The sequence below is a fragment of the Mycobacterium kubicae genome (assembly GCF_015689175.1).
Lineage (GTDB): Bacteria > Actinomycetota > Actinomycetes > Mycobacteriales > Mycobacteriaceae > Mycobacterium > Mycobacterium kubicae.
In genome coordinates, this window is record NZ_CP065047.1 from 1,758,720 (window position 1) to 1,777,620 (window position 18,901).

At 67.0% G+C, this 18,901-nt stretch carries 19 protein-coding genes; 13 read left to right on the forward strand and 6 right to left on the reverse strand.

Translation table 11 applies throughout. The features are described from left to right. Positions 1 to 76 precede the first annotated feature (76 nt). The 3 genes from I2456_RS08320 to nrdF all read left to right on the forward strand — a co-directional run bounded on the left by I2456_RS08320 (position 77) and on the right by nrdF (position 3,843). The gene (locus I2456_RS08320) at positions 77 to 1,642 is read left to right on the forward strand and encodes a flavin-containing monooxygenase (RefSeq protein WP_085073459.1); all 1,566 of its coding nucleotides are present in this window, start codon (positions 77 to 79) and stop codon (positions 1,640 to 1,642) included. Positions 1,643 to 1,665: 23 nt separating this feature from the next. Next, on the forward strand, positions 1,666 to 2,748 hold the full coding sequence (locus I2456_RS08325; protein WP_241007898.1) for a YncE family protein: 1,083 nt from the start codon (positions 1,666 to 1,668) through the stop codon (positions 2,746 to 2,748). Between the two features lie 120 nt (positions 2,749 to 2,868). Then, positions 2,869 to 3,843, forward strand: a complete 975-nt coding sequence (gene nrdF, locus I2456_RS08330) for a class 1b ribonucleoside-diphosphate reductase subunit beta (RefSeq protein WP_067417167.1) — start codon at positions 2,869 to 2,871, stop codon at positions 3,841 to 3,843. A gap of 61 nt (positions 3,844 to 3,904) precedes the next feature. Here the strand turns inward: nrdF and I2456_RS08335 are convergent, their stop codons facing one another. After that, a complete protein-coding gene (locus tag I2456_RS08335; protein WP_068162162.1) occupies positions 3,905 to 4,471 on the reverse strand; it encodes a dihydrofolate reductase family protein in 567 nt (188 codons plus the stop codon). 72 nt (positions 4,472 to 4,543) lie between these two features. Next, complete coding sequence (locus I2456_RS08340; protein WP_165605707.1) at positions 4,544 to 4,708, reverse strand: hypothetical protein; 165 nt, start codon at positions 4,706 to 4,708, stop codon at positions 4,544 to 4,546. A 163-nt stretch (positions 4,709 to 4,871) separates the two neighbouring features. Between I2456_RS08340 and I2456_RS08345 the strand changes: the two genes are divergently transcribed. Continuing rightward, positions 4,872 to 5,282: a DUF3349 domain-containing protein gene (locus tag I2456_RS08345; RefSeq protein WP_068025641.1), complete on the forward strand. Its 411-nt coding sequence runs from the start codon at positions 4,872 to 4,874 to the stop codon at positions 5,280 to 5,282. Here I2456_RS08345 and I2456_RS08350 read toward each other — a convergent pair. Together I2456_RS08350 and I2456_RS08355 are read right to left on the reverse strand one after the other, a co-directional pair. Next, positions 5,271 to 6,311, reverse strand: a complete 1,041-nt coding sequence (locus tag I2456_RS08350; RefSeq protein ID WP_085073458.1) for an NAD(P)-dependent alcohol dehydrogenase — start codon at positions 6,309 to 6,311, stop codon at positions 5,271 to 5,273. The genes I2456_RS08345 and I2456_RS08350 overlap by 12 nt on opposite strands. Positions 6,312 to 6,391: 80 nt before the next feature. Continuing rightward, positions 6,392 to 7,432, reverse strand: coding sequence for an iron-siderophore ABC transporter substrate-binding protein (locus I2456_RS08355; RefSeq protein ID WP_085073457.1), 1,041 nt, complete (start codon positions 7,430 to 7,432; stop codon positions 6,392 to 6,394). A gap of 231 nt (positions 7,433 to 7,663) precedes the next feature. On the opposite strand from I2456_RS08355, the gene ctaD reads away from it, so the two are divergent. The 8 genes from ctaD (at position 7,664) to I2456_RS08395 (ending at position 16,094) form a co-directional block, all read left to right on the forward strand. Then, a complete protein-coding gene (gene ctaD, locus I2456_RS08360) occupies positions 7,664 to 9,412 on the forward strand; it encodes an aa3-type cytochrome oxidase subunit I (protein ID WP_068025642.1) in 1,749 nt (582 codons plus the stop codon). Positions 9,413 to 9,437: 25 nt separating this feature from the next. Next, entirely contained in the window at positions 9,438 to 10,673 is a 1,236-nt protein-coding gene (serB, locus tag I2456_RS08365; RefSeq protein WP_068024637.1) for a phosphoserine phosphatase SerB, read from the forward strand. 61 nt (positions 10,674 to 10,734) lie between these two features. Continuing rightward, positions 10,735 to 11,577 (forward strand): ABC transporter ATP-binding protein, encoded by an 843-nt coding sequence (locus tag I2456_RS08370; RefSeq protein WP_085073456.1) that lies wholly within the window; start codon positions 10,735 to 10,737, stop codon positions 11,575 to 11,577. A gap of 50 nt (positions 11,578 to 11,627) precedes the next feature. Further along, positions 11,628 to 12,398 carry an NUDIX hydrolase gene (locus I2456_RS08375; protein ID WP_276052965.1) on the forward strand — a complete coding sequence of 257 codons (771 nt, stop codon included), beginning with the start codon at positions 11,628 to 11,630 and terminating at the stop codon, positions 12,396 to 12,398. Beyond that, a complete protein-coding gene (locus I2456_RS08380; RefSeq protein ID WP_068162197.1) occupies positions 12,395 to 13,159 on the forward strand; it encodes an enoyl-CoA hydratase in 765 nt (254 codons plus the stop codon). The genes I2456_RS08375 and I2456_RS08380 overlap by 4 nt, the downstream gene beginning before the upstream one ends. Before the next feature lie 10 nt (positions 13,160 to 13,169). Beyond that, positions 13,170 to 14,153, forward strand: a complete 984-nt coding sequence (locus I2456_RS08385; RefSeq protein ID WP_068025645.1) for a class I SAM-dependent methyltransferase — start codon at positions 13,170 to 13,172, stop codon at positions 14,151 to 14,153. Continuing rightward, positions 14,150 to 15,337: a THUMP-like domain-containing protein gene (locus I2456_RS08390; RefSeq protein ID WP_082952021.1), complete on the forward strand. Its 1,188-nt coding sequence runs from the start codon at positions 14,150 to 14,152 to the stop codon at positions 15,335 to 15,337. The genes I2456_RS08385 and I2456_RS08390 overlap by 4 nt, the downstream gene beginning before the upstream one ends. A gap of 73 nt (positions 15,338 to 15,410) precedes the next feature. Beyond that, positions 15,411 to 16,094, forward strand: coding sequence for an esterase (locus tag I2456_RS08395; RefSeq protein ID WP_068024648.1), 684 nt, complete (start codon positions 15,411 to 15,413; stop codon positions 16,092 to 16,094). Between the two features lie 21 nt (positions 16,095 to 16,115). Here the strand turns inward: I2456_RS08395 and I2456_RS08400 are convergent, their stop codons facing one another. Next, entirely contained in the window at positions 16,116 to 17,417 is a 1,302-nt protein-coding gene (locus I2456_RS08400; RefSeq protein ID WP_241007899.1) for an outer membrane protein assembly factor BamB family protein, read from the reverse strand. Between the two features lie 150 nt (positions 17,418 to 17,567). Between I2456_RS08400 and I2456_RS08405 the strand changes: the two genes are divergently transcribed. Further along, positions 17,568 to 18,305 carry an acyltransferase gene (locus I2456_RS08405; RefSeq protein WP_068024654.1) on the forward strand — a complete coding sequence of 246 codons (738 nt, stop codon included), beginning with the start codon at positions 17,568 to 17,570 and terminating at the stop codon, positions 18,303 to 18,305. Positions 18,306 to 18,308: 3 nt separating this feature from the next. Here the strand turns inward: I2456_RS08405 and I2456_RS08410 are convergent, their stop codons facing one another. Next, entirely contained in the window at positions 18,309 to 18,863 is a 555-nt protein-coding gene (locus I2456_RS08410; RefSeq protein ID WP_085073453.1) for an anti-apoptotic protein, read from the reverse strand. Positions 18,864 to 18,901 lie beyond the last annotated feature (38 nt).

Here is an 18,901-nt window from a genome sequence, read left to right on the forward strand (position 1 = left end):
CGGGTACTTTGCGTCTCGTGCTGTGTGCACCGCACGAGACAGCTGACACCAGCCGTAAAAAGGAAGACTTACCCACATGACCGATGTCGTGACGCCGGCTACCGAAATAGTCGGCCAACCGCAGTCAGACCAACCGCCGGTGCATACCCGTACCGTCATCATCGGCACCGGGTTCTCCGGGCTCGGAATGGCGATTGCACTGCAGCAGCAGGGCGTGGATTTCGTCATCCTGGAGAAGGCTGACGATGTCGGCGGCACCTGGCGCGACAACAGGTACCCCGGTTGTGCCTGTGATATCCCGTCGCATCTGTACTCGTTCTCCTTCGAACCCAAGCCGGATTGGAAGAACCCGTTCTCCTACCAACCCGAAATCTGGGACTACCTCAAAGGCGTCACCGAGAAGTACGGACTGCGTCGTTACATCGAGTTCAATTCACACGTCGACCGCGGCTATTGGGACGACGAGGAATACCGCTGGCACGTATTCACCACCGACGGACGCGAATACGTCGCCCAGTTCCTGGTATCGGGCGCCGGTGCACTGCACATCCCGGCGTTTCCCGAGATCGAGGGTCGTGACGAATTCGTCGGGGCCGCTTTCCATTCCGCAGAATGGGACCACAGCGTCGACCTGACGGGCAAGCGGGTGGCCATCATCGGCACCGGCGCCAGTGCCATTCAGATCGTGCCGGAGATCGTCGGCAAGGTCGCCGAACTTCAGCTCTACCAACGCACCCCGCCGTGGGTGGTCCCGCGCTCCAACCCCGAAATCCCGACACGGCTACGCAGCGCTATGCAGAATGTCCCAGGGTTGCGGGCTGCGACGCGGCTGGCCATCTACTGGGGTCAGGAAGCTTTGGCCTTCGGTATGACCAAGCGGCCCAACGCTCTGAAATTCATTGAGGCGTACTGCAAATACAACATCTGGCGCTCGGTGAAAGATCGTGAACTGCGGTGCAAGCTGATTCCGAACTACCGCATCGGCTGCAAGCGAATCCTGAACTCCTCCACGTACTATCGTGCCGTCGCGGACCCGAAGACCCAGTTGATCACCGAGGGCATCCGCAAGATCACCCGAGACGGAATCGTCACCAGCGACGGAACGCAGCGCCCAGCCGACGTCATCGTCTATGCGACCGGTTTTCACGTCACCGACTCCTACACCTACGTGCAGATCAAGGGCCGGCACGGCGAGGACCTGGTCGACCGGTGGAACCGCGAGGGCATCGGTGCGCACCGCGGGATCACCGTGGCGAACATGCCGAACCTGTTCTTCCTGCTTGGGCCCAACACCGGGCTGGGACACAACTCGGTGGTGTTCATGATCGAATCGCAGATTCGTTATGTCGCGGACGCGATCAAGACATGCGACAAGTTGGGTGCGCAGGCGCTGGCGCCGACGCGGGCCGCCCAGGACCAGTTCAACGACGAGCTGCAGGCCAAGCTCGCCGACTCGGTATGGAACAGCGGCGGTTGTAGCAGCTGGTATCTCGACGAACACGGTAGAAACACCGTGCTGTGGGGCGGGTACACCTGGCAGTACTGGCGGACCACCCGCAAGATCCGACTCGCCGAGTACGAGTTCCTCGGGGTGGGCAAGGGCAAGTCCAGGAAACGTAAGGCTATTCGCGCGGCGAGTTAGGGCCAAGCGGGTACTACCCGCTAGTGACCCGACGAATCGAATTGCGGCTTGCCGCTGGCCTTGTCGTTCTCGCGATGACGGCGTGCGGTCATAACGGGGGCGCACCGATGCCCGCCGGGTCGACCACCACCGGGATGCTGCCGGCCGGGGTCCCCACCGAAGGTCATCGCCCGGCGGCCAATGGGTTGCCGCCGGCGGCGGAACCGCAAAAGGCGCCCTCGCCCGGCGGTGCGCCGCCGGGACGGCTCATTCAGGTCGGACGCACCCCCGAAGGTGTGGTCGTGGATGCGTTGACCCGCACCGTCGCCGTCGCCACTCACGACCCCAACCAGTTGGTCCTCATCAACGCCGACTCCGGTGCCAGCACCGGGCGAATTCCGTTGCCGGGCAGGGTTCGTCACCTGCAGCTGGCCGCCCCCGGCGGGCCCATCCTGGTGCCGGTGGAGTCGGCGGACTCGCTGGTGCGAGTGGACTTGCCCCAGGGGCCGGCGCGGGCACCGATTCGCACCGGCACCGAACCACACGATGCCGCACAGGCTTCCAACGGCACCGTCTTCGTCGCCAACGAACTCGGAGGGACGGTGACCGTCGTGCGCGGCGACCAAATCGTCAAGGTGTTCACCGACAGTGTGCAGCCCGCGGGCACCGCGCCGGTGGGGACTTCGATGGGTGTACTCGACGTGCGTAAGAACGACCTGACCATCTACGACGCGCAGCGGCTGACCATCGTGGGATCAACCCCGGCCGGTGCGGGCCCCACCCACCTCATCGCCGACCGGCACGGGCGCATGATCGCAACCGACACCCGAGGCAACGCCGTTCGAGTGTTCACCCCGCTGCCCCAACCCCGAGAAGTGGCCAGCGTCGCCCAACCGGGCGGTCCGTACGGGATTGCCTACGATGCCACGCGGGACCGGTTGTGGGTCGCGTCGTCGGGAACCAACGAGGTCGTCGGGTACGACATGGGCGACCCCACGCCACGCCCAGTGCAGCGGTTCGCGACGGTGCAGAATCCGTACACGTTGGGCGTCGACTCGGCCACCGGGCGCTTGTTCGTCGGCGGGGTGTCCGCGGGCGTCGTACAGGTGATTGACGTTGCGCCGTAGCCGACTGCCGCGACACGCTAAAACACAACTTCTTGTGTTGCCCCGGCTTGTCGTACCCCAGGGGTAGTGTTTGAGACCTGCGCAGCGCAGATCAATCGCACCTGGTGAAGTGGGGTTCTGGTGACGGGAAATGCAAAGCTGATCGACCGCGTCTCAGCCATCAACTGGAACCGGCTCCAAGACGACAAGGACGCCGAGGTCTGGGACCGGCTGACGGGCAATTTCTGGCTGCCCGAGAAGGTGCCGGTGTCCAACGACATCCCGTCGTGGGGGACGCTGACCGCCGGCGAGAAGCAGCTGACCATGCGCGTCTTCACCGGTCTGACCATGCTGGACACCATCCAGGGCACCGTCGGCGCTGTCAGCCTGATTCCCGACGCGCTCACCCCGCACGAGGAGGCGGTGTACACCAACATCGCGTTCATGGAGTCGGTGCACGCCAAGAGCTACAGCCAGATCTTCTCCACGCTGTGCTCCACCGCCGAGATCGACGACGCGTTCCGCTGGTCGGAGGAGAACACCAACCTGCAGCGCAAGGCCGAGATCGTGCTGGAGTACTACCGCGGCGACGAACCGCTCAAGCGCAAGGTGGCCTCCACGCTGCTGGAGAGCTTCTTGTTCTACTCCGGCTTCTACCTGCCGATGTACTGGTCGAGCCGGGCCAAGCTGACCAACACCGCCGACATGATCCGGCTGATCATTCGCGACGAGGCGGTGCACGGCTACTACATCGGCTACAAGTTCCAGCGCGGCCTGGCGCTGGTCGACGACGCCAAGCGCGCCGAGCTCAAGGACTACACCTACGAGCTGCTGTTCGAGCTGTACGACAACGAAGTCGAGTACACCCAGGACCTCTACGACGAGGTCGGCCTGACCGAGGACGTCAAGAAGTTCTTGCGCTACAACGCAAACAAGGCGCTGATGAACCTGGGTTACGAGGCGTTGTTCCCGCGCGACGAGACCGACGTGAACCCGGCGATCCTCTCGGCGCTCTCACCCAACGCCGACGAGAATCACGACTTCTTCTCCGGCTCGGGGTCCAGCTACGTGATCGGCAAGGCTGTGGTCACCGAGGACGAGGACTGGGACTTCTGAAGGGACTCCGCGACTCGCAGCAGTGTGCCGAAGGTCGCGCTGAGTGACGCGCGTGACGCGATCAGTCGTGCTTCGCCTCGTAGCGCAGCAGGACCGTACCACCGGGGAAGGTGCGATTCTCCAACAGTCGCAGCGAGATCCATGACGGCAGTGCCGGGAAGAATGGGGTGCCGCCGCCGGTGATGGTGGGCGCGACCACGATTCGGTACTCATCCACCAGTCCGGCCTGCACAATCGGTGCGGCCAGCGTCGCGCCGGCCACTTCCAGCCTGCCGTCGGTTTCGGCTTTCAGCTTCTTCACCACCTCGACCGGGTCGCGGCGTTCCAGGCGCGAGTTCCAGTCGACTGACTCCAAGGTGCGTGAGAACACGACCTTGGGCATGTCACGCCAGATCCGGGCGAAGTCGATGATCAACAGGGTGGCGTCCGGAGCCTCATCGGCGGTCGGCCAGTACGCGGACATCAGCTCGTAGAGCCGCCGGCCGTAGAACGCGCACGCGGTCTCCCGCTCGAAGTCGTTCCAGTACTGGTGCAGTTCTTCGCTCGGTTCGGACCAGTCGATGTTGCCGTGCGCGTCGGCGATGTACCCGTCCACCGACACGTTGAAGCCATAGATGAGTCTGCCCATGCAGATCAGACTGCACCGACGGGCGAAAGTCATCGCGACGTGCGGCGCCTGCGAGGACGAGGACTGGGACTTCTAACCCCGCCCGGCCGGCGAACGATCACCGGTCCCAGCATCGAGCTCGGGATGCCCGCCGCACCACTGATCATCGGGCACACCGGCTTTGACCTCGTCGACGTGTTCGCCGCACCCGGCCCAGGTGGTCTTGCCGCAGACCTGGCATTGCACCGCGTAACACATGGCTTCTCCTCGTCGCGACATTCGACAACACCCGCTGGAAACAGTCTGCCAAGAATGTGGCTGCCGTCCGTCACGCAAGCCCGGAGTGAACGGCATATGAATACTGGGAATGGTCTGATCCGCCGCGGTGGCGCCGCTCAATACCTACCGTGAAACTGAGTGGGTGACGACATCGCGTACTTCTCACGCTTCCCAGTTCTTCAAGTCGGTCGTGCGTTGGCTGCAGGTCGGCTACCCCAACGGCGTACCCGGCCCCGACCAGGTCCCGTTGCTGGCGTTGCTGCGCAGCACCCCGCTCACCGCAGAACAGCTGCAAGAGGTCATCGCCGAACTCACCGCGAAGGGATCACCCGCGGCGGTTGACGGCGTGATCGACGGCAATGAAATCGCCCAAACCATCTCCGAATTGACCCACCACGACCCCGGCCCCGAGAACGTCCGGCGCGTGGCCGCCACGTTGGCCGCCGCGGGCTGGCCCCTGGCCGGCATCGACGTCAGCGAGGTCATCCCGGGCGACGAAGACGCGGAGATCGCTGAGGAGATCGCGTCGTCGCGCGCTACCTCACAGGCTTGAGATGTCGATGACGAAGCGGTAGCGCACGTCGCTGGCCAGTACCCGCTCGTAGGCCTCGTTGACGTAATCGGCTTCGATCACCTCGATCTCGGGCGTGACCTCATGCTCGGCGCAGAAGTCCAGCATCTCCTGGGTTTCGGCGATGCCGCCGATGTTCGACCCGGACAAGCTGCGCCGTGCCAGCGCCAGCGGGAACGCCGGGACCTCCATGGGGTGCTCGGGGATGCCGAGTTCGACCAGGGTGCCGTCGACATCGAGCAGGCCCAGGTAGTCGCCCAGATTCAGGTTCGCCGACACGGTGTTCAGGATCAGGTCGAAGCTGGACCGCAGATTGCGGAAGGTGTCGCGGTCGGAGGTGGCGTAGTAGTTACTGGCGCCCAGCCGCAAGCCGTCTTCCATCTTCTTCAACGACTGGGACAGGACGGTCACCTCGGCGCCCATTGCTGCGCCCAGCTTGACGCCCATGTGGCCCAGCCCGCCCAGGCCGATGATCGCCAGCCGGGTGTCGGCACCGGCGTTCCAGTGCCGCAGCGGGGAAAACAGCGTGACGCCGGCGCACAGCAACGGCGCCGCCTTGTCCAGGGGTAGGGAGTCCGGGATGCGCACGACGTAGTTCTCGTCGACGACGATCGCCTGGCTGTACCCGCCCTGCGTCGACTCGCCGTCCTTGCCGATGGAGTTGTAGGTGAAGGTCGCGCCCCGCTTGCAGTACTGCTCGAGCCCGGCCCGGCAACTGCTGCATTCACGGCACGAATCGACCATGCAGCCCACCCCGACGTGGTCGCCCACCTTGTACTTGGAGACCTCGGAGCCCACGGCGCTGACCACACCGGCGATTTCGTGGCCGGGGACTACCGGGTAGTTCGGCTGGCCCCACTCGGCTTTCACGGTGTGGATGTCGGAGTGGCAAATGCCGGCGAACTTGATGTCGATCGCGACGTCGTGCGGGCCGGGGTCGCGCCGGTTGATGGTGGTCTTGGTCAACGGTTCAGTCGCCGAAGTCGCGGCGTACGCGGAAACAGTGCTCATCGAATTCCTTTTTCGGTTACGTGGCTAACTAAAAAGCTTAGTTAAGGTAAGGGATTCTCGCCAATCGGCCGGTCAGCGCGCTAGTTGATCGGAGCGTTGATCCAGCGCAGGTCTTCGACGATGCCGCGGGCGGCGACGACGCCTTCACCGGTTTGCCAGATCTCGTCGTTGACGACGAACACACGGTTGTCGCGATTGGCCGAGAGCCGGCGCCACGGATCGCTGTCGAAAACGGTGGCCGCACGTTCGGCGGCGGCGGGGGAGGCGCACGACACATAGATGATGTCGGCGTCGGCCGCCGAGAAGTCCGGTCCCTTGGCCAGGTCGGCGTCGGTTGCGCCCATTTCGACATACGGCTTGTCGGTGAACCGCTGGGCCGCCGGCCGGTCCACTCCGACGGCGCTCAGCACACTGGCCGGAAAGTTCCTCGCCCCATAGACCCGCACGGTCGTAGTGGTCAGTTGGACGATCGACGCCTGAAAGTGGGCGGCGTCCCGCTTGGTCCCGATGTCCGTCGCGCGTTGTCGGAAGGCGGTGATGAGCGCGTCGGCCGCGGCGCTGCGGGCCGTCGCCGCGCCGACGCCGCGGACGTTGTCCTCCCACGCCGCACCCGGCGCCGCGGTGAAGACCGTCGGCGCGATCGCCGACAGCTGCCCGTAGAGCGCCGGCGTCAAGAACTGCGAACCCAAGACCAGGTCGGGATGGGCCGCGGCGATGGCCTTGAGATCGGGCGCGCTGCGGGTCCCGACTCCGGGCACGCCGTGCACCACGGCACCCAAGTAGGCGGGCTGGCTCGAGGAGCCGTCGGGCAAGGCCGCGCCGACCACCCGAGACTGCAGGCCCAGCGCACACAGAGTGTCGAGCTGGTCACCGGAGAGCACCACGATGCGCTGCGGGTCGGCGGGGACCTGGGCGACGTCCGGGGTGACCCCGGCCGCGTTGCGGGCCGGCCGGGTGGGCGGGCCGGGATCGGGTGCGGCCGCGTCTCGCGCGCACGACTGGTCGGACTGGCGGTCGTTGCCCAGCACGCCGGCTCCGGCGATCTGGGTGGTCGGGTTGACCAGCGGCCGTGCCGAGTTGGGAGCCTGATCAGAACCGCAACCGGTGCAGGCCATCGGCATGATTGCTGCCGCTGCGGCGAGCGCTGTCAGTCGCTTGCGGCCGAGTCGCACGGCTTCGACGGTAACATCCTTCCCACCTGGCACAGCGGTCTGCAGAAACGCCTAACCGGGCCGCGGGGCGTCGTTTACGACAGTTTGTAGGACCACAACTACCGCCGACCTGATCGCGGGCTAAGATTCGAACAAGTAACACCTTTGCGCCCTTGTCCGGATGGATGTTTGGAGGAGCAGTTGACCGCCGAAGCCCCCCCGTTGGGAGAACTCGAGGCCGTCCGTCCGTACCCGGCCCGGATGGGTCCCAAAGGGAACCTTGTCTACAAGCTGATCACCACGACCGATCACAAGCTGATCGGCATCATGTACTGCGTCACCTGCTTCGTCTTCTTCTTCGTCGGCGGGTTGCTCGCGCTGTTCATGCGCGCGGAATTGGCCGCGCCGGGTCTGCAGTTCCTGTCGAACGAGCAGTACAACCAGCTGTTCACCATGCACGGCACGATCATGCTGCTGTTCTATGCGACCCCGATCGTGTTCGGCTTCGCCAACCTGGTGCTGCCGCTGCAGATCGGCGCACCCGACGTCGCGTTCCCGCGGCTGAACGCCTTCTCGTTCTGGCTGTTCCTGTTCGGCGCCACCATCGGTATGGCCGGCTTCATCACCCCCGGCGGCGCCGCCGACTTCGGCTGGACGGCCTACACGCCGCTGACCGACGCCGTGCACTCGCCCGGTCCCGGCGGTGACCTGTGGATCATGGGCCTGATCGTCGCCGGTCTGGGCACGATCCTGGGTGCGGTCAACATGATCACCACCGTGGTGTGCATGCGTGCGCCCGGCATGACGATGTTCCGGATGCCGATCTTCACCTGGAACATCCTGGTGACGTCCATCCTGGTGCTGATCGCGTTCCCGCTGCTGACCGCCGCGCTGTTCGGCCTGGCCGCAGACCGGCATCTCGGAGCGCACGTCTACGACGCGGCCAACGGCGGGGTCCTGTTGTGGCAGCACCTGTTCTGGTTCTTCGGGCACCCCGAGGTGTACATCATCGCGCTGCCGTTCTTCGGGATCATCACCGAAGTCATCCCGGTGTTCTCCCGCAAGCCGATCTTCGGCTACACCACCCTGGTGTACGCGACGCTGTCGATCGCGGCGCTGTCGGTGGCGGTGTGGGCCCACCACATGTTCGCCACCGGAGCGGTGCTGCTGCCGTTCTTCTCGTTCATGACCTACCTGATCGCGGTGCCCACCGGAATCAAGTTCTTCAACTGGATCGGCACCATGTGGAAGGGCCAGTTGACCTTTGAGACGCCGATGCTGTTCTCGGTCGGCTTCCTGGTCACCTTCCTGCTCGGCGGCCTGACCGGTGTGCTGCTGGCCAGCCCGCCGCTGGACTTCCAGGTGACCGACACCTACTTCGTGGTCGCGCACTTCCACTACGTGCTGTTCGGCACCATCGTGTTCGCCACCTACGCCGGCATCTACTTCTGGTTCCCGAAGATGACCGGCCGGCTGCTCGACGAGCGGCTGGGCAAGCTGCACTTCTGGCTGACCTTCATCGGTTTCCACACCACCTTCCTGGTGCAGCACTGGCTGGGTGACCTGGGCATGCCGCGCCGCTACGCCGACTACCTACCCACCGACGGCTTCCAGCCCTACAACATCGTCTCGACCGTCGGAGCGTTCATCCTGGGCGCGTCGATGATCCCGTTCATCTGGAACGTGTTCAAGAGCTGGCGCTACGGCGAAGTGGTCACCGTCGACGACCCGTGGGGCTACGGCAACTCGCTGGAGTGGGCCACCAGTTGCCCGCCGCCGCGGCACAACTTCACCGAGCTGCCTCGCATCCGCTCGGAGCGGCCGGCGTTCGAGTTGCACTACCCGCACATGATCGAACGGCTGCGCGCTGAGGCACACGTCGGGAAGCACCCCACGGCGTTCGAGTCGCCGGAAGGCTTCGGCCCGCGGACGGAGCCGGACCGCAATTAATGGACCGTCCCGACGGTAATTTCGGGTGAGCGCACCGGCCAAGGTGTCGGTGCTGATCACCGTCACCGGCGTTGACCAGCCCGGGGTGACCTCCGCGCTTTTCGAGGTGTTGTCGCGCCACGGCGTGGAACTGCTCAACGTCGAACAGGTGGTCGTGCGGCGGCGCCTGACCCTGGCCGTGTTGGTGTCGGCGGCGCTGGACGACGGCGCGGTCGACGCATTGCGCGGCGACGTCGAGTCCGCCATCCACGAGCAAGGGCTCGAGGTCTCGGTCGAGCGCAGCGACGACATACCGATCATCCGGGAACCGTCGACCCACACGATCATCGTGCTGGGCCGGCCGATCACCGCCGGCGCTTTCGGCGCGGTCGCGCGGGAGGTCGCCAGCCTCGGGGTGAACATCGACTTCATCCGCGGCGTATCGGATTATCCGGTGACCGGCTTGGAGCTGCGGGTGTCCGCGCCGCCCGGGGTCGGGGCGTCGCTGCAGAGCGCGCTGACCAAGGTGGCCGCCGACGAACATGTCGACGTCGCGGTCGAGGACTACGGCCTGGCGTGGCGCACCAAACGGCTCATCGTGTTCGACGTCGACTCAACGTTGGTGCAGGGTGAGGTCATCGAGATGCTGGCCGCCCGCGCCGGTGCGCTGGGCACCGTCGCGGCGATCACCGAGGCTGCCATGCGCGGAGAGCTGGATTTCGCCGAATCGTTGCAACGGCGGGTGGCCACGCTGGCAGGACTACCCGCCACTGTCATGGACGAGGTCGCCGCCCAACTCGAGCTGATGCCCGGTGCCCGCACCACGGTACGGACGTTGCAGCGCTTGGGCTTTCGCTGCGGCGTCGTCTCCGGCGGCTTCCGGCGCATCATCGAACCGCTGGCGCGTGAGCTGATGCTGGACTACGTCGCGGCCAACGAATTGGAGATCGTCGACGGCATCCTCACCGGCCGAGTGATCGGACCGATCGTCGATCGGCCCGGTAAGGCGGTGGCACTGCGCGAATTCGCCGACCGGTTCGGGATACCGATGCAGCAGACGGTGGCCGTCGGTGACGGCGCCAACGACATCGACATGCTGGCCGCGGCCGGTATGGGCATCGCGTTCAATGCCAAGCCGGCGTTGCGTGCGGTGGCCGACGCTTCGCTGAGCCACCCCTACCTGGACACGGTGCTGTTCCTGTTGGGCGTGACGCGCGGTGAGATCGAAGCCGCCGACGCGGCCGACGGCGTGCTGCGGCGCGTCGAAATTCCCGCTGACTAGTCGCTCGCGAAGCTGATGACCCGCCAACCTTGGCCACCCCCCGGTACGGCACGATGGTCGAGTGCCCGAGAACGGCGAATATGAGGCCGACCCCGACCTGCTGATCGACTTCAGGAACGTATCGCTGCGCCGCAATGGCCGGGTACTGGTCGGCCCGCTGGACTGGGCCGTCGAACTCGACGAACGCTGGGTCATCATCGGCGCCAACGGCGCCGGCAAGACCTCGCTGCTGCGCATCGCCGCCGCCTCCGAGCACCCGTCGACCGGCGTCGCCTTCATCCTCGGCGAGCGACTGGGCCGAATCGACGTCTCCGAACTACGCGCCCGGATCGGGCTGAGCTCGGCGTCGCTGGCGCAGCGCGTGCCCAGCGACGAGGTGGTGCGCGACCTGGTGGTGTCGGCCGGTTATTCGGTGCTGGGCCGGTGGCGGGAACGGTACGAGGACATCGACTATCAGCGCGCCGTCGACATGCTGGAAAGCCTGGGCGCTGAGCATCTGGCCGACCGCACCTACGGCACCCTGTCCGAAGGGGAGCGCAAGCGGGTGCTGATCGCCCGCGCGTTGATGACCGATCCCGAACTGTTGCTGCTCGACGAACCCGCCGCCGGCCTGGACCTGGGCGGCCGGGAGGAGTTGGTGGCCCGGCTGGCCGACCTGGCCGCCGACCCCGACGCGCCCGCGCTGGTGCTGGTCACCCACCACGTCGAGGAAGTTCCGCCCGGCTTCAGTCACTGCCTGCTGCTGTCGGAGGCCCAGGTCGTCGCGTCCGGACTGCTGCCCGACGTCCTCACCGCCGACAACCTGTCCCGAGCGTTCGGTCAGAAGATCGCCCTGGACGTCGTCGACGGGCGGTATTTCGCCCGTCGCGTCCGCACCCGCGCCGCCCACCGGAGGCAACCGTGAGTTCACCGCAGGACCAACCGCCGCTGACACCACGCCCGGCGGCGACGGTGATGCTGGTGCGCGATACGCCCGAGGGCATCGCCGTGTTCCTCATGCGCAGGCACTCGGCGATGGAGTTCGCGCCGGGGGTGATCGTCTTTCCGGGCGGCGGCGTCGACGAGCGCGACCGCAACACTGATATTGCGTGGGCGGGTCCGCCGCCGCAGTGGTGGGCGCAGCGGTTCGGGATCGAACCGGACCTGGCCGAGGCGCTGGTATGCGCCGCCGCGCGGGAGACCTTCGAGGAGTCCGGCGTGCTGTTCGCCGGACCTGCCGACGACCCCGACGGCATCGTCAAAGACGCCTCGGTCTACGGCGACGCCCGCCGCGACCTGGCCGATCGGACGCTGTCCTTCGCCGACTTCCTGCGCCGTGAGAACCTGGTGCTGCGCTCGGATCTGCTGCGGCCCTGGGCGAACTGGGTCACCCCGGAGGCCGAACGCACCCGCCGCTACGACACCTACTTCTTCGTGGCCGCCCTGCCTGAGGGGCAACGCGCCGACGGGGAGAACACCGAGTCCGACCGGGCCGGCTGGGCGTTGCCCCACGACGCGATCGCTGACTTCGCGGCCGGCCGCAACGTCTTGTTGCCGCCCACCTGGACTCAGCTCGACTCGCTGGCCGGGCGCACGGTCGCCGATGTGCTGGCCGTGGAACGCCAGATTGTTCCGGTGCAGCCGCTGCTCGAAATGCGCGGCGACAATTGGGTTTTCGAGTTCTTCGACTCCGACCGCTACCACGAGGCGCGCAAAGCGGGCGGATTCATGGGGTGGCCTCTTTGAGCGAGTTCGTCCACGTCGTGGTCAGCGACGGCACCCAGGACGCCGGGCTGGCCATGCTGCTGTTGTCGCGGCCGCCGACCAATGCGATGACCCGCCAGGTCTACCGGGAGATCGCTGCCGCGGCCGCCGAACTGGGCCGGCGCGACGACGTCGCGGTGGTGATCTTGTTCGGCGGGCACGAGATCTTCTCCGCCGGTGACGACATGCCTGAACTGCGAACCCTGACCCCGGCAGAGGCCGACACCGCCGCACGGGTGCGGCGCGAGGCCATCGACGCGGTGGCCGCCATCCCGAAACCGACCGTCGCCGCCATCACCGGATACGCGTTGGGCGCCGGGCTGACGCTCGCCCTGGCCGCCGACTGGCGGGTCAGCGGCGACAACGTCAAGTTCGGCGCCACCGAGATCTTGGCGGGCCTGATCCCCGGCGGCGGGGGCATGGCCCGGCTGACCCAGGTAGCCGGCCCCAGCCGCGCCAAGGAACTGGTGTTCAGCGGCCGCTTCTTCGACGCAGAAGAGGCGCTGACCCTGGGCCTGATCGACGACATGGTGGCACCCGACGACGTCTACGACGCCGCGGCGCAGTGGGCGCGGCGGTTCCTGGACGGCCCGGCATACGCGCTGGCCGCGGCCAAAGCCGGCATCAACGACGTGCTCGAGTTGGCGCCGGACGAACGCCTGGCCGCCGAAAGCCGCCGCTACGTCGAGGTCTTCGCCGCTGGTCACGGTGCTGGCCAGCACCGCACCGGCGACGGCCGTTAGGCTGCCCTGCATGACGAGGAGTACAAAAGCCCCCGCTGACGCTGCCCCCAACCCGCATGCCACCGCCGAACAGGTGGAGGCTGCCCGCCACGACAGCAAACTGGCCCAGGTGCTCTACCACGACTGGGAGGCCGAGAGCTACGACGACAAGTGGTCGATCTCGTATGACCAGCGCTGCATCGACTACGCACGCGGTCGGTTCGACGCCATCGTTCCCGATGAAGTGATCGGCCAGCTCCCGTACGACAACGCCCTGGAGCTGGGCTGCGGCACCGGCTTCTTCCTGCTCAACCTGATCCAGGCCGGCGTCGCCCGGCGCGGCTCAGTCACCGACCTGTCACCGGGCATGGTCAAGGTCGCCACCCGCAACGGGCAGGCGCTGGGCCTGGACATCGACGGCCGGGTTGCCGACGCCGAAGGTATTCCCTACGACGACAACACCTTTGACCTCGTGGTCGGACATGCCGTCTTGCACCACATCCCCGACGTCGAGCTGTCGCTGCGCGAGGTCATCCGAGTGCTCAAGCCGGGCGGCCGGTTCGTATTCGCCGGTGAGCCGACCACCGTCGGCAACACCTACGCCCGTGCGCTGGCGGACCTGACCTGGAATGTCACCATCCGCGCGGTGAAGCTGCCCGGCCTCGGTGCCTGGCGCCGGCCTCAGGCCGAGCTCGACGAGAACTCGCGCGCGGCGGCCCTCGAGTGGATTGTCGACCTGCACACCTTCGAGCCCAGCGACTTGGAGCGGATGGCCACCAACGCCGGCGCGGTTCAGGTTCGCACCGCCAGCGAGGAGTTCACCGCCGCGATGCTGGGCTGGCCGGTACGCACGTTCGAGTCGACGGTGCCGCCGGGCAAGCTGGGCTGGGGCTGGGCGAAGTTCGCGTTCAACAGCTGGAAGGCATTGAGCTGGGTCGACGCCAACGTGTGGCGGCATGTGGCGCCCAAAGGCTGGTTCTACAACGTGATGGTGACCGGGGTTAAGCCCTCCTGAGCGTCAGCCTCACCTTCACCGTCGACGACGTCACGTACCTGCGCTCGGACTCCGGTGTCGCGGCCCTGCACGAGGTCGCGGCGCGGGAGCTGACCGATGCCACCCGCATCGCCGACGTCGCGGCCGTGCGAGCCCGCTTCGGTGACCGCGCGCCGATCCTGGTGGAGACGACGCTGCTGCGCAGGCGCGCCGCCGCCAAACTCGCTGCGCTGGGCGACATCTCGGGCTGGCTTTTCACCGACGAGGCGCTGCAGCAGGCCACCGTGGCCGACGTCGCCCGACACCGGGCGGCGCGGCTGGCCGGTCGCGTCGTTCACGACGCGACCTGTTCCATCGGTACCGAACTGGCGGCTCTGCGCGGCACGGCGGCCCACGTCGTGGGCAGTGACCTCGACCCGGTACGACTGCTGATGGCGCGCCACAACCTGGGCGGGGGCACCGCAGTGTGCCGCGCCGACGCGCTGCGCCCGGTGACCCGCGACGCGGTCGTCGTCGTCGACCCCGCGCGCCGCAGCAAGGGGCGTCGCCACTTCCGCCCGGCCGACTACCAGCCGGCACTGGGCCCGCTGCTCGACACCTACGCCGCGCGAGATCTGGCCGTAAAGTGTGCTCCCGGAATCGATTTCGGCCAGGTGCGGAACCTGGGTTTCGATGGGGAAATCGAGGTAACGTCCTACCGCGGGTCGGTGCGCGAAGCCTGCTTGTGGTCGCGCGGGTTGGCTGAGCCCGGTGTGCGTCGCCGAGCCAGCCTCCTGGACCGCAACGAACAGCTGACCGACGGCGAACCCGACGACTGCCCGGTGGCACCGGCCGGGCGGTGGATCGTTGATCCCGACGGCGCCGTCGTGCGAGCGGGCCTGGTCCGCCAGTACGCGGCCCGGCACGGGCTGTGGCAGCTCGACTCCGACATCGCCTACCTGTCGGGTGACCGGCTGCCGGCGGGGGAGCGGGGGTTCGAGGTGCTCGAGCAACTGGCGTTCGACGAACGCCGGCTGCGGCAGACACTGACGGCGATGGACTGCGGGGCGCTGGAAATCCTCGTCCGCGGGGTCCGGGTGGACCCCGACGCGCTGCGCCGACGGCTCCGGTTACGCGGCAGTCGAGCCCTGTCGGTGGTGATCGCGCGCATCGGGTCCGGTACCGCCGGTACCGCAAAGGCCTACGTTTGCTCAGCCACTTGGTAACGCCCGGGTACGCTGACGGCGATTACTTTATGTGGCCCTGCAGCCCTTCTCCTGTGCGAGGACAGTTCAAACCATGCGTTATCTCTTGACGGCCGCCGCGTTGGCGCTTGCGGTCGTGTCGAGCTGGCCGGCGGCCGCCGCGCCGCCGTCGTGCGCCAGCCTCGGCGGATCCGTCGATCCCGGTCAGATCTGCCACTTGCACGCCACCGCGCCCACCTACACCCTCGACATGAATTTCCCGGTCGACTACCCAGACCAGCAGGCGCTGACCGACTACATCACGCAGAACCGGGACGGCTTCATCAACGTGGCGCAGGGGTCGGGCCGGCGCGACCAGCCCTACCAGTTAGAAGCGACCACCGAGCAGCGCAGCGCCGGCCAACCGCCGCACAACACCCGCAGCGTCGTGCTCAAGATGTTCCAGGACCTGGGCGGGGCGCACCCGTCCACCTGGTACAAGGCGTTCAACTACAACCTCGGCACCAAGCAGCCCATCACCTTCGACACGCTGTTCGCGCCGGGTACCAATGCGCTGGACGCCATTTTCCCGGTGGTGCAGCGCGAACTGGAACGCCAGACCGGGTTCGGGGCGGCGATCCTGCCCTCCTCGGGCCTCGACTCGACGCACTATCAGAACTTCGCCATCACCGACGACGACCTGATCTTCTACTTCGCCCAAGGCGAGTTGCTGCCGTCGTTCGCCGGGGCCACCCAGGCGCAGGTGCCGCGCAGCGCCATCCCGCCGCTGGCGATCTAGCTCGGCGGTGGACCGTCCGGGCTAAGCCGGCGCGAAGCTGTACACCTGCCCGTCACTGGTGGCGGTGACCACCCGCCGATCGGTGCCCACAGACACCCCGACCGGAAAACCCGTGGCCGCGGGCAGCGGATAGCTGTTCACCGTCTGGCCGTTCGCAGGGTTGAAGACCAGCAGCGACATGCCCGCTCCGCCGTCATGGGCGGGGCCGGACACAACGGTGTAGCCGACGCCGCCCCCGGCCAGGCTCGATGTCGTCAGCGGCGTGACATCCTCGCGCCGCCAGGCTTGGTCGGCGTGATCTCCGGCGTCCCGGAACGCCGCCAGCCGGGTGTCGGGGCCGCCGCCGGCCACCACCAAGCCCTGCGGGGTGACCGCGGGCGGGGTTTGCGCCAAAAAGCCCAGCGGTACCGACCATTTCACTTTTCCGTCGGCGGCGTGCAGGGCCCACAACCGCTGGTCGCGGCCGTTGACATAGACGGTCTTGCCGTCGGCGGACAGCACCGGGCCGGCGATGATGCCCGCACTGACGGCGTCGCTGGTCCACTCCCGCGACAGCAGTGGGTCCTGTCCGGGGTGGTACTTGAGGCCGACCAGCGTCGCGGCCGGCGCACTCGGCTGCCAGACGCTCAGCACCACCGTCTGGCTGGCAGGCGAGTAGGCCGGGGCCGCCGCGACGGGGCAGCCGGGCCGGGCCGGTCCGCAATCGGCCAGACCGCGGGTGGCGTCGCCTGGGTCGACACCGTCGACGAGATCCAAGGCACTGCCGACCACCTCGCCGCGGTGCGCGTCGAACGCGAGCACCTGGCCGAGGTGGGTGGTGACCAGCAGGGTGCCGCCGCCCAGAAACCGCGGCGTCAACGGCATGCCGATCACCGGATGCCGCCAGCGCGTCCACTGGGTGACCGGGAAGGCGATGATCGCGCCGGGCTCACCGACATAGAGGTTGTCGAAGCCGTCGAACACCGCGCCGGCGAAGCCGCCGCCCTGGACCAGCCGCAGGCACCAGCGTTGCCTGCCGTTGTTGTTGTTCTCCCACTCCATCAGTGAGCAGCCGCCCGGAGTCTGGGCGTTGAGCGCGACATAGCCGCGCGGAGTCAGCGCCGGCGCGGCGCCCAAGCTGCCTTTGACCGACCGGGTCCAGCCCAGCGTGAGCCTGCTGGCGCCGCCGGTGGCGGTGTAGCTGCTATTGGCGGCGTCGCCGTAGGGCGCCGACCACCCCTCGGCGGGCGCCGCTTGCACCCAGGAGTCGGTGTTGCCGCACCCGCCGAGCGCAATCGTGAGCACAGCGGCGAACACGGCCGCCTGGAGACGTCGCGCAAGCACCTCGGTTTCCCAAATCCTTCCGCGGGCGTGGCATGGGCAGCGATCGAGTACAGGTGAGGGTAACCCGGAGTCGGTTCCCGGTCGCCGATTGCCCGGGCTGCCGCGCCCGCCATTTCGGCGCCCCGCGGCGTGCAGATAGGCTTTTCGGCCATGACGAGCATGTGGGGTGCACCGCTGCATCGCCGGTGGCGCGGCTCGCGGCTGCGGGACCCGCGCCAGGCCAGATTCCTCACCGTGGCATCCCTGAAGTGGGTGCTGCGCAACCGTGCGTACACGCCGTGGTACCTGGTCCGCTACTGGCGGCTGCTGAAGTTCAAGCTGGCCAACCCGCACATCATCACCCGCGGCATGGTGTTCATCGGCAAAGGGGTGGAAATCCATGCCACGCCCGAACTGGCGCAGCTCGAGATCGGTCGCTGGGTGCACATCGGGGACAAGAACACCATCCGGGCTCACGAGGGATCGCTGCGGTTCGGTGACAAGGTGGTGCTCGGGCGCGACAACGTCATCAACTGCTATCTGGACATCGAACTCGGCGAATCGGTACTGATGGCTGACTGGTGCTACATCTGCGATTTCGACCATCGGATGGACGACATCACGCTGCCGATCAAAGACCAGGGCATCATCAAGAGCCCGGTGCGGATCGGTCCGGACACCTGGGTGGGCGTCAAGGTGACCGTGTTGCGCGGCACGTCGATCGGTCGCGGCTGCGTGTTGGGATCGCATGCGGTGGTGCGAGGCGTGGTGCCCGACTTCTCGATCGCGGTCGGCGCCCCGGCCAAGGTGGTGAAGAACCGGCAGCTGTCCTGGGAGACTTCGGCGGCCCAGCGCGCGGAGCTGGCGGCGGCGCTAGCCGATATCGAACGCAAGAAGGCAGCGCACTAGCCGCTAGCTCGGCTCGGGGTGGTCGTCGACCTTGAAGTCGAAGTTGACGTCGCCCGCGTCGACGGCGGTGACCGTCACGTTGACGCCGTACTTCTGGGTGCCGTCGGTCAACTGGCAGCGCAGCGTCGCGCCCTCGTAGCCTTTGAGATTGTCCGGGCATGTCACCGCGTCCGGCCGCTCGCCGACCTGTTGGTACAGCTTGTCGCTGATGATGCGGGCCACCTGGTTCTTGTCGACCGTCTCCACCATGTCGAATTTGACGTCTTTGCCTTCGACGCTGGTGACCGTCACGTTGACGTTGTAGGTGGAGTCCTTGACCTTCATCTCACAGTTTAGCTGTGCCCCGACCTTGGCCGGCAGGTCACCGGGACAGGTCACCGATTCGGGCTTGTTGCCCGCCGCGTCTGTCATCTTGGCCGTGATCTGGCCGGCCACATCGCTTTTGCTCACCGCGTGCGACGACGACTTCCCGACCAAGAACGAACAGCCGCTCGCGCCGGCCATCAGGCCCACGGCAGCACCCGCGACCACCAACGTCCGTCCGAACGAGCAAGCCATGTCGCCTCCCTGGCGTCAACCAACTGTGAGTCGGCTGA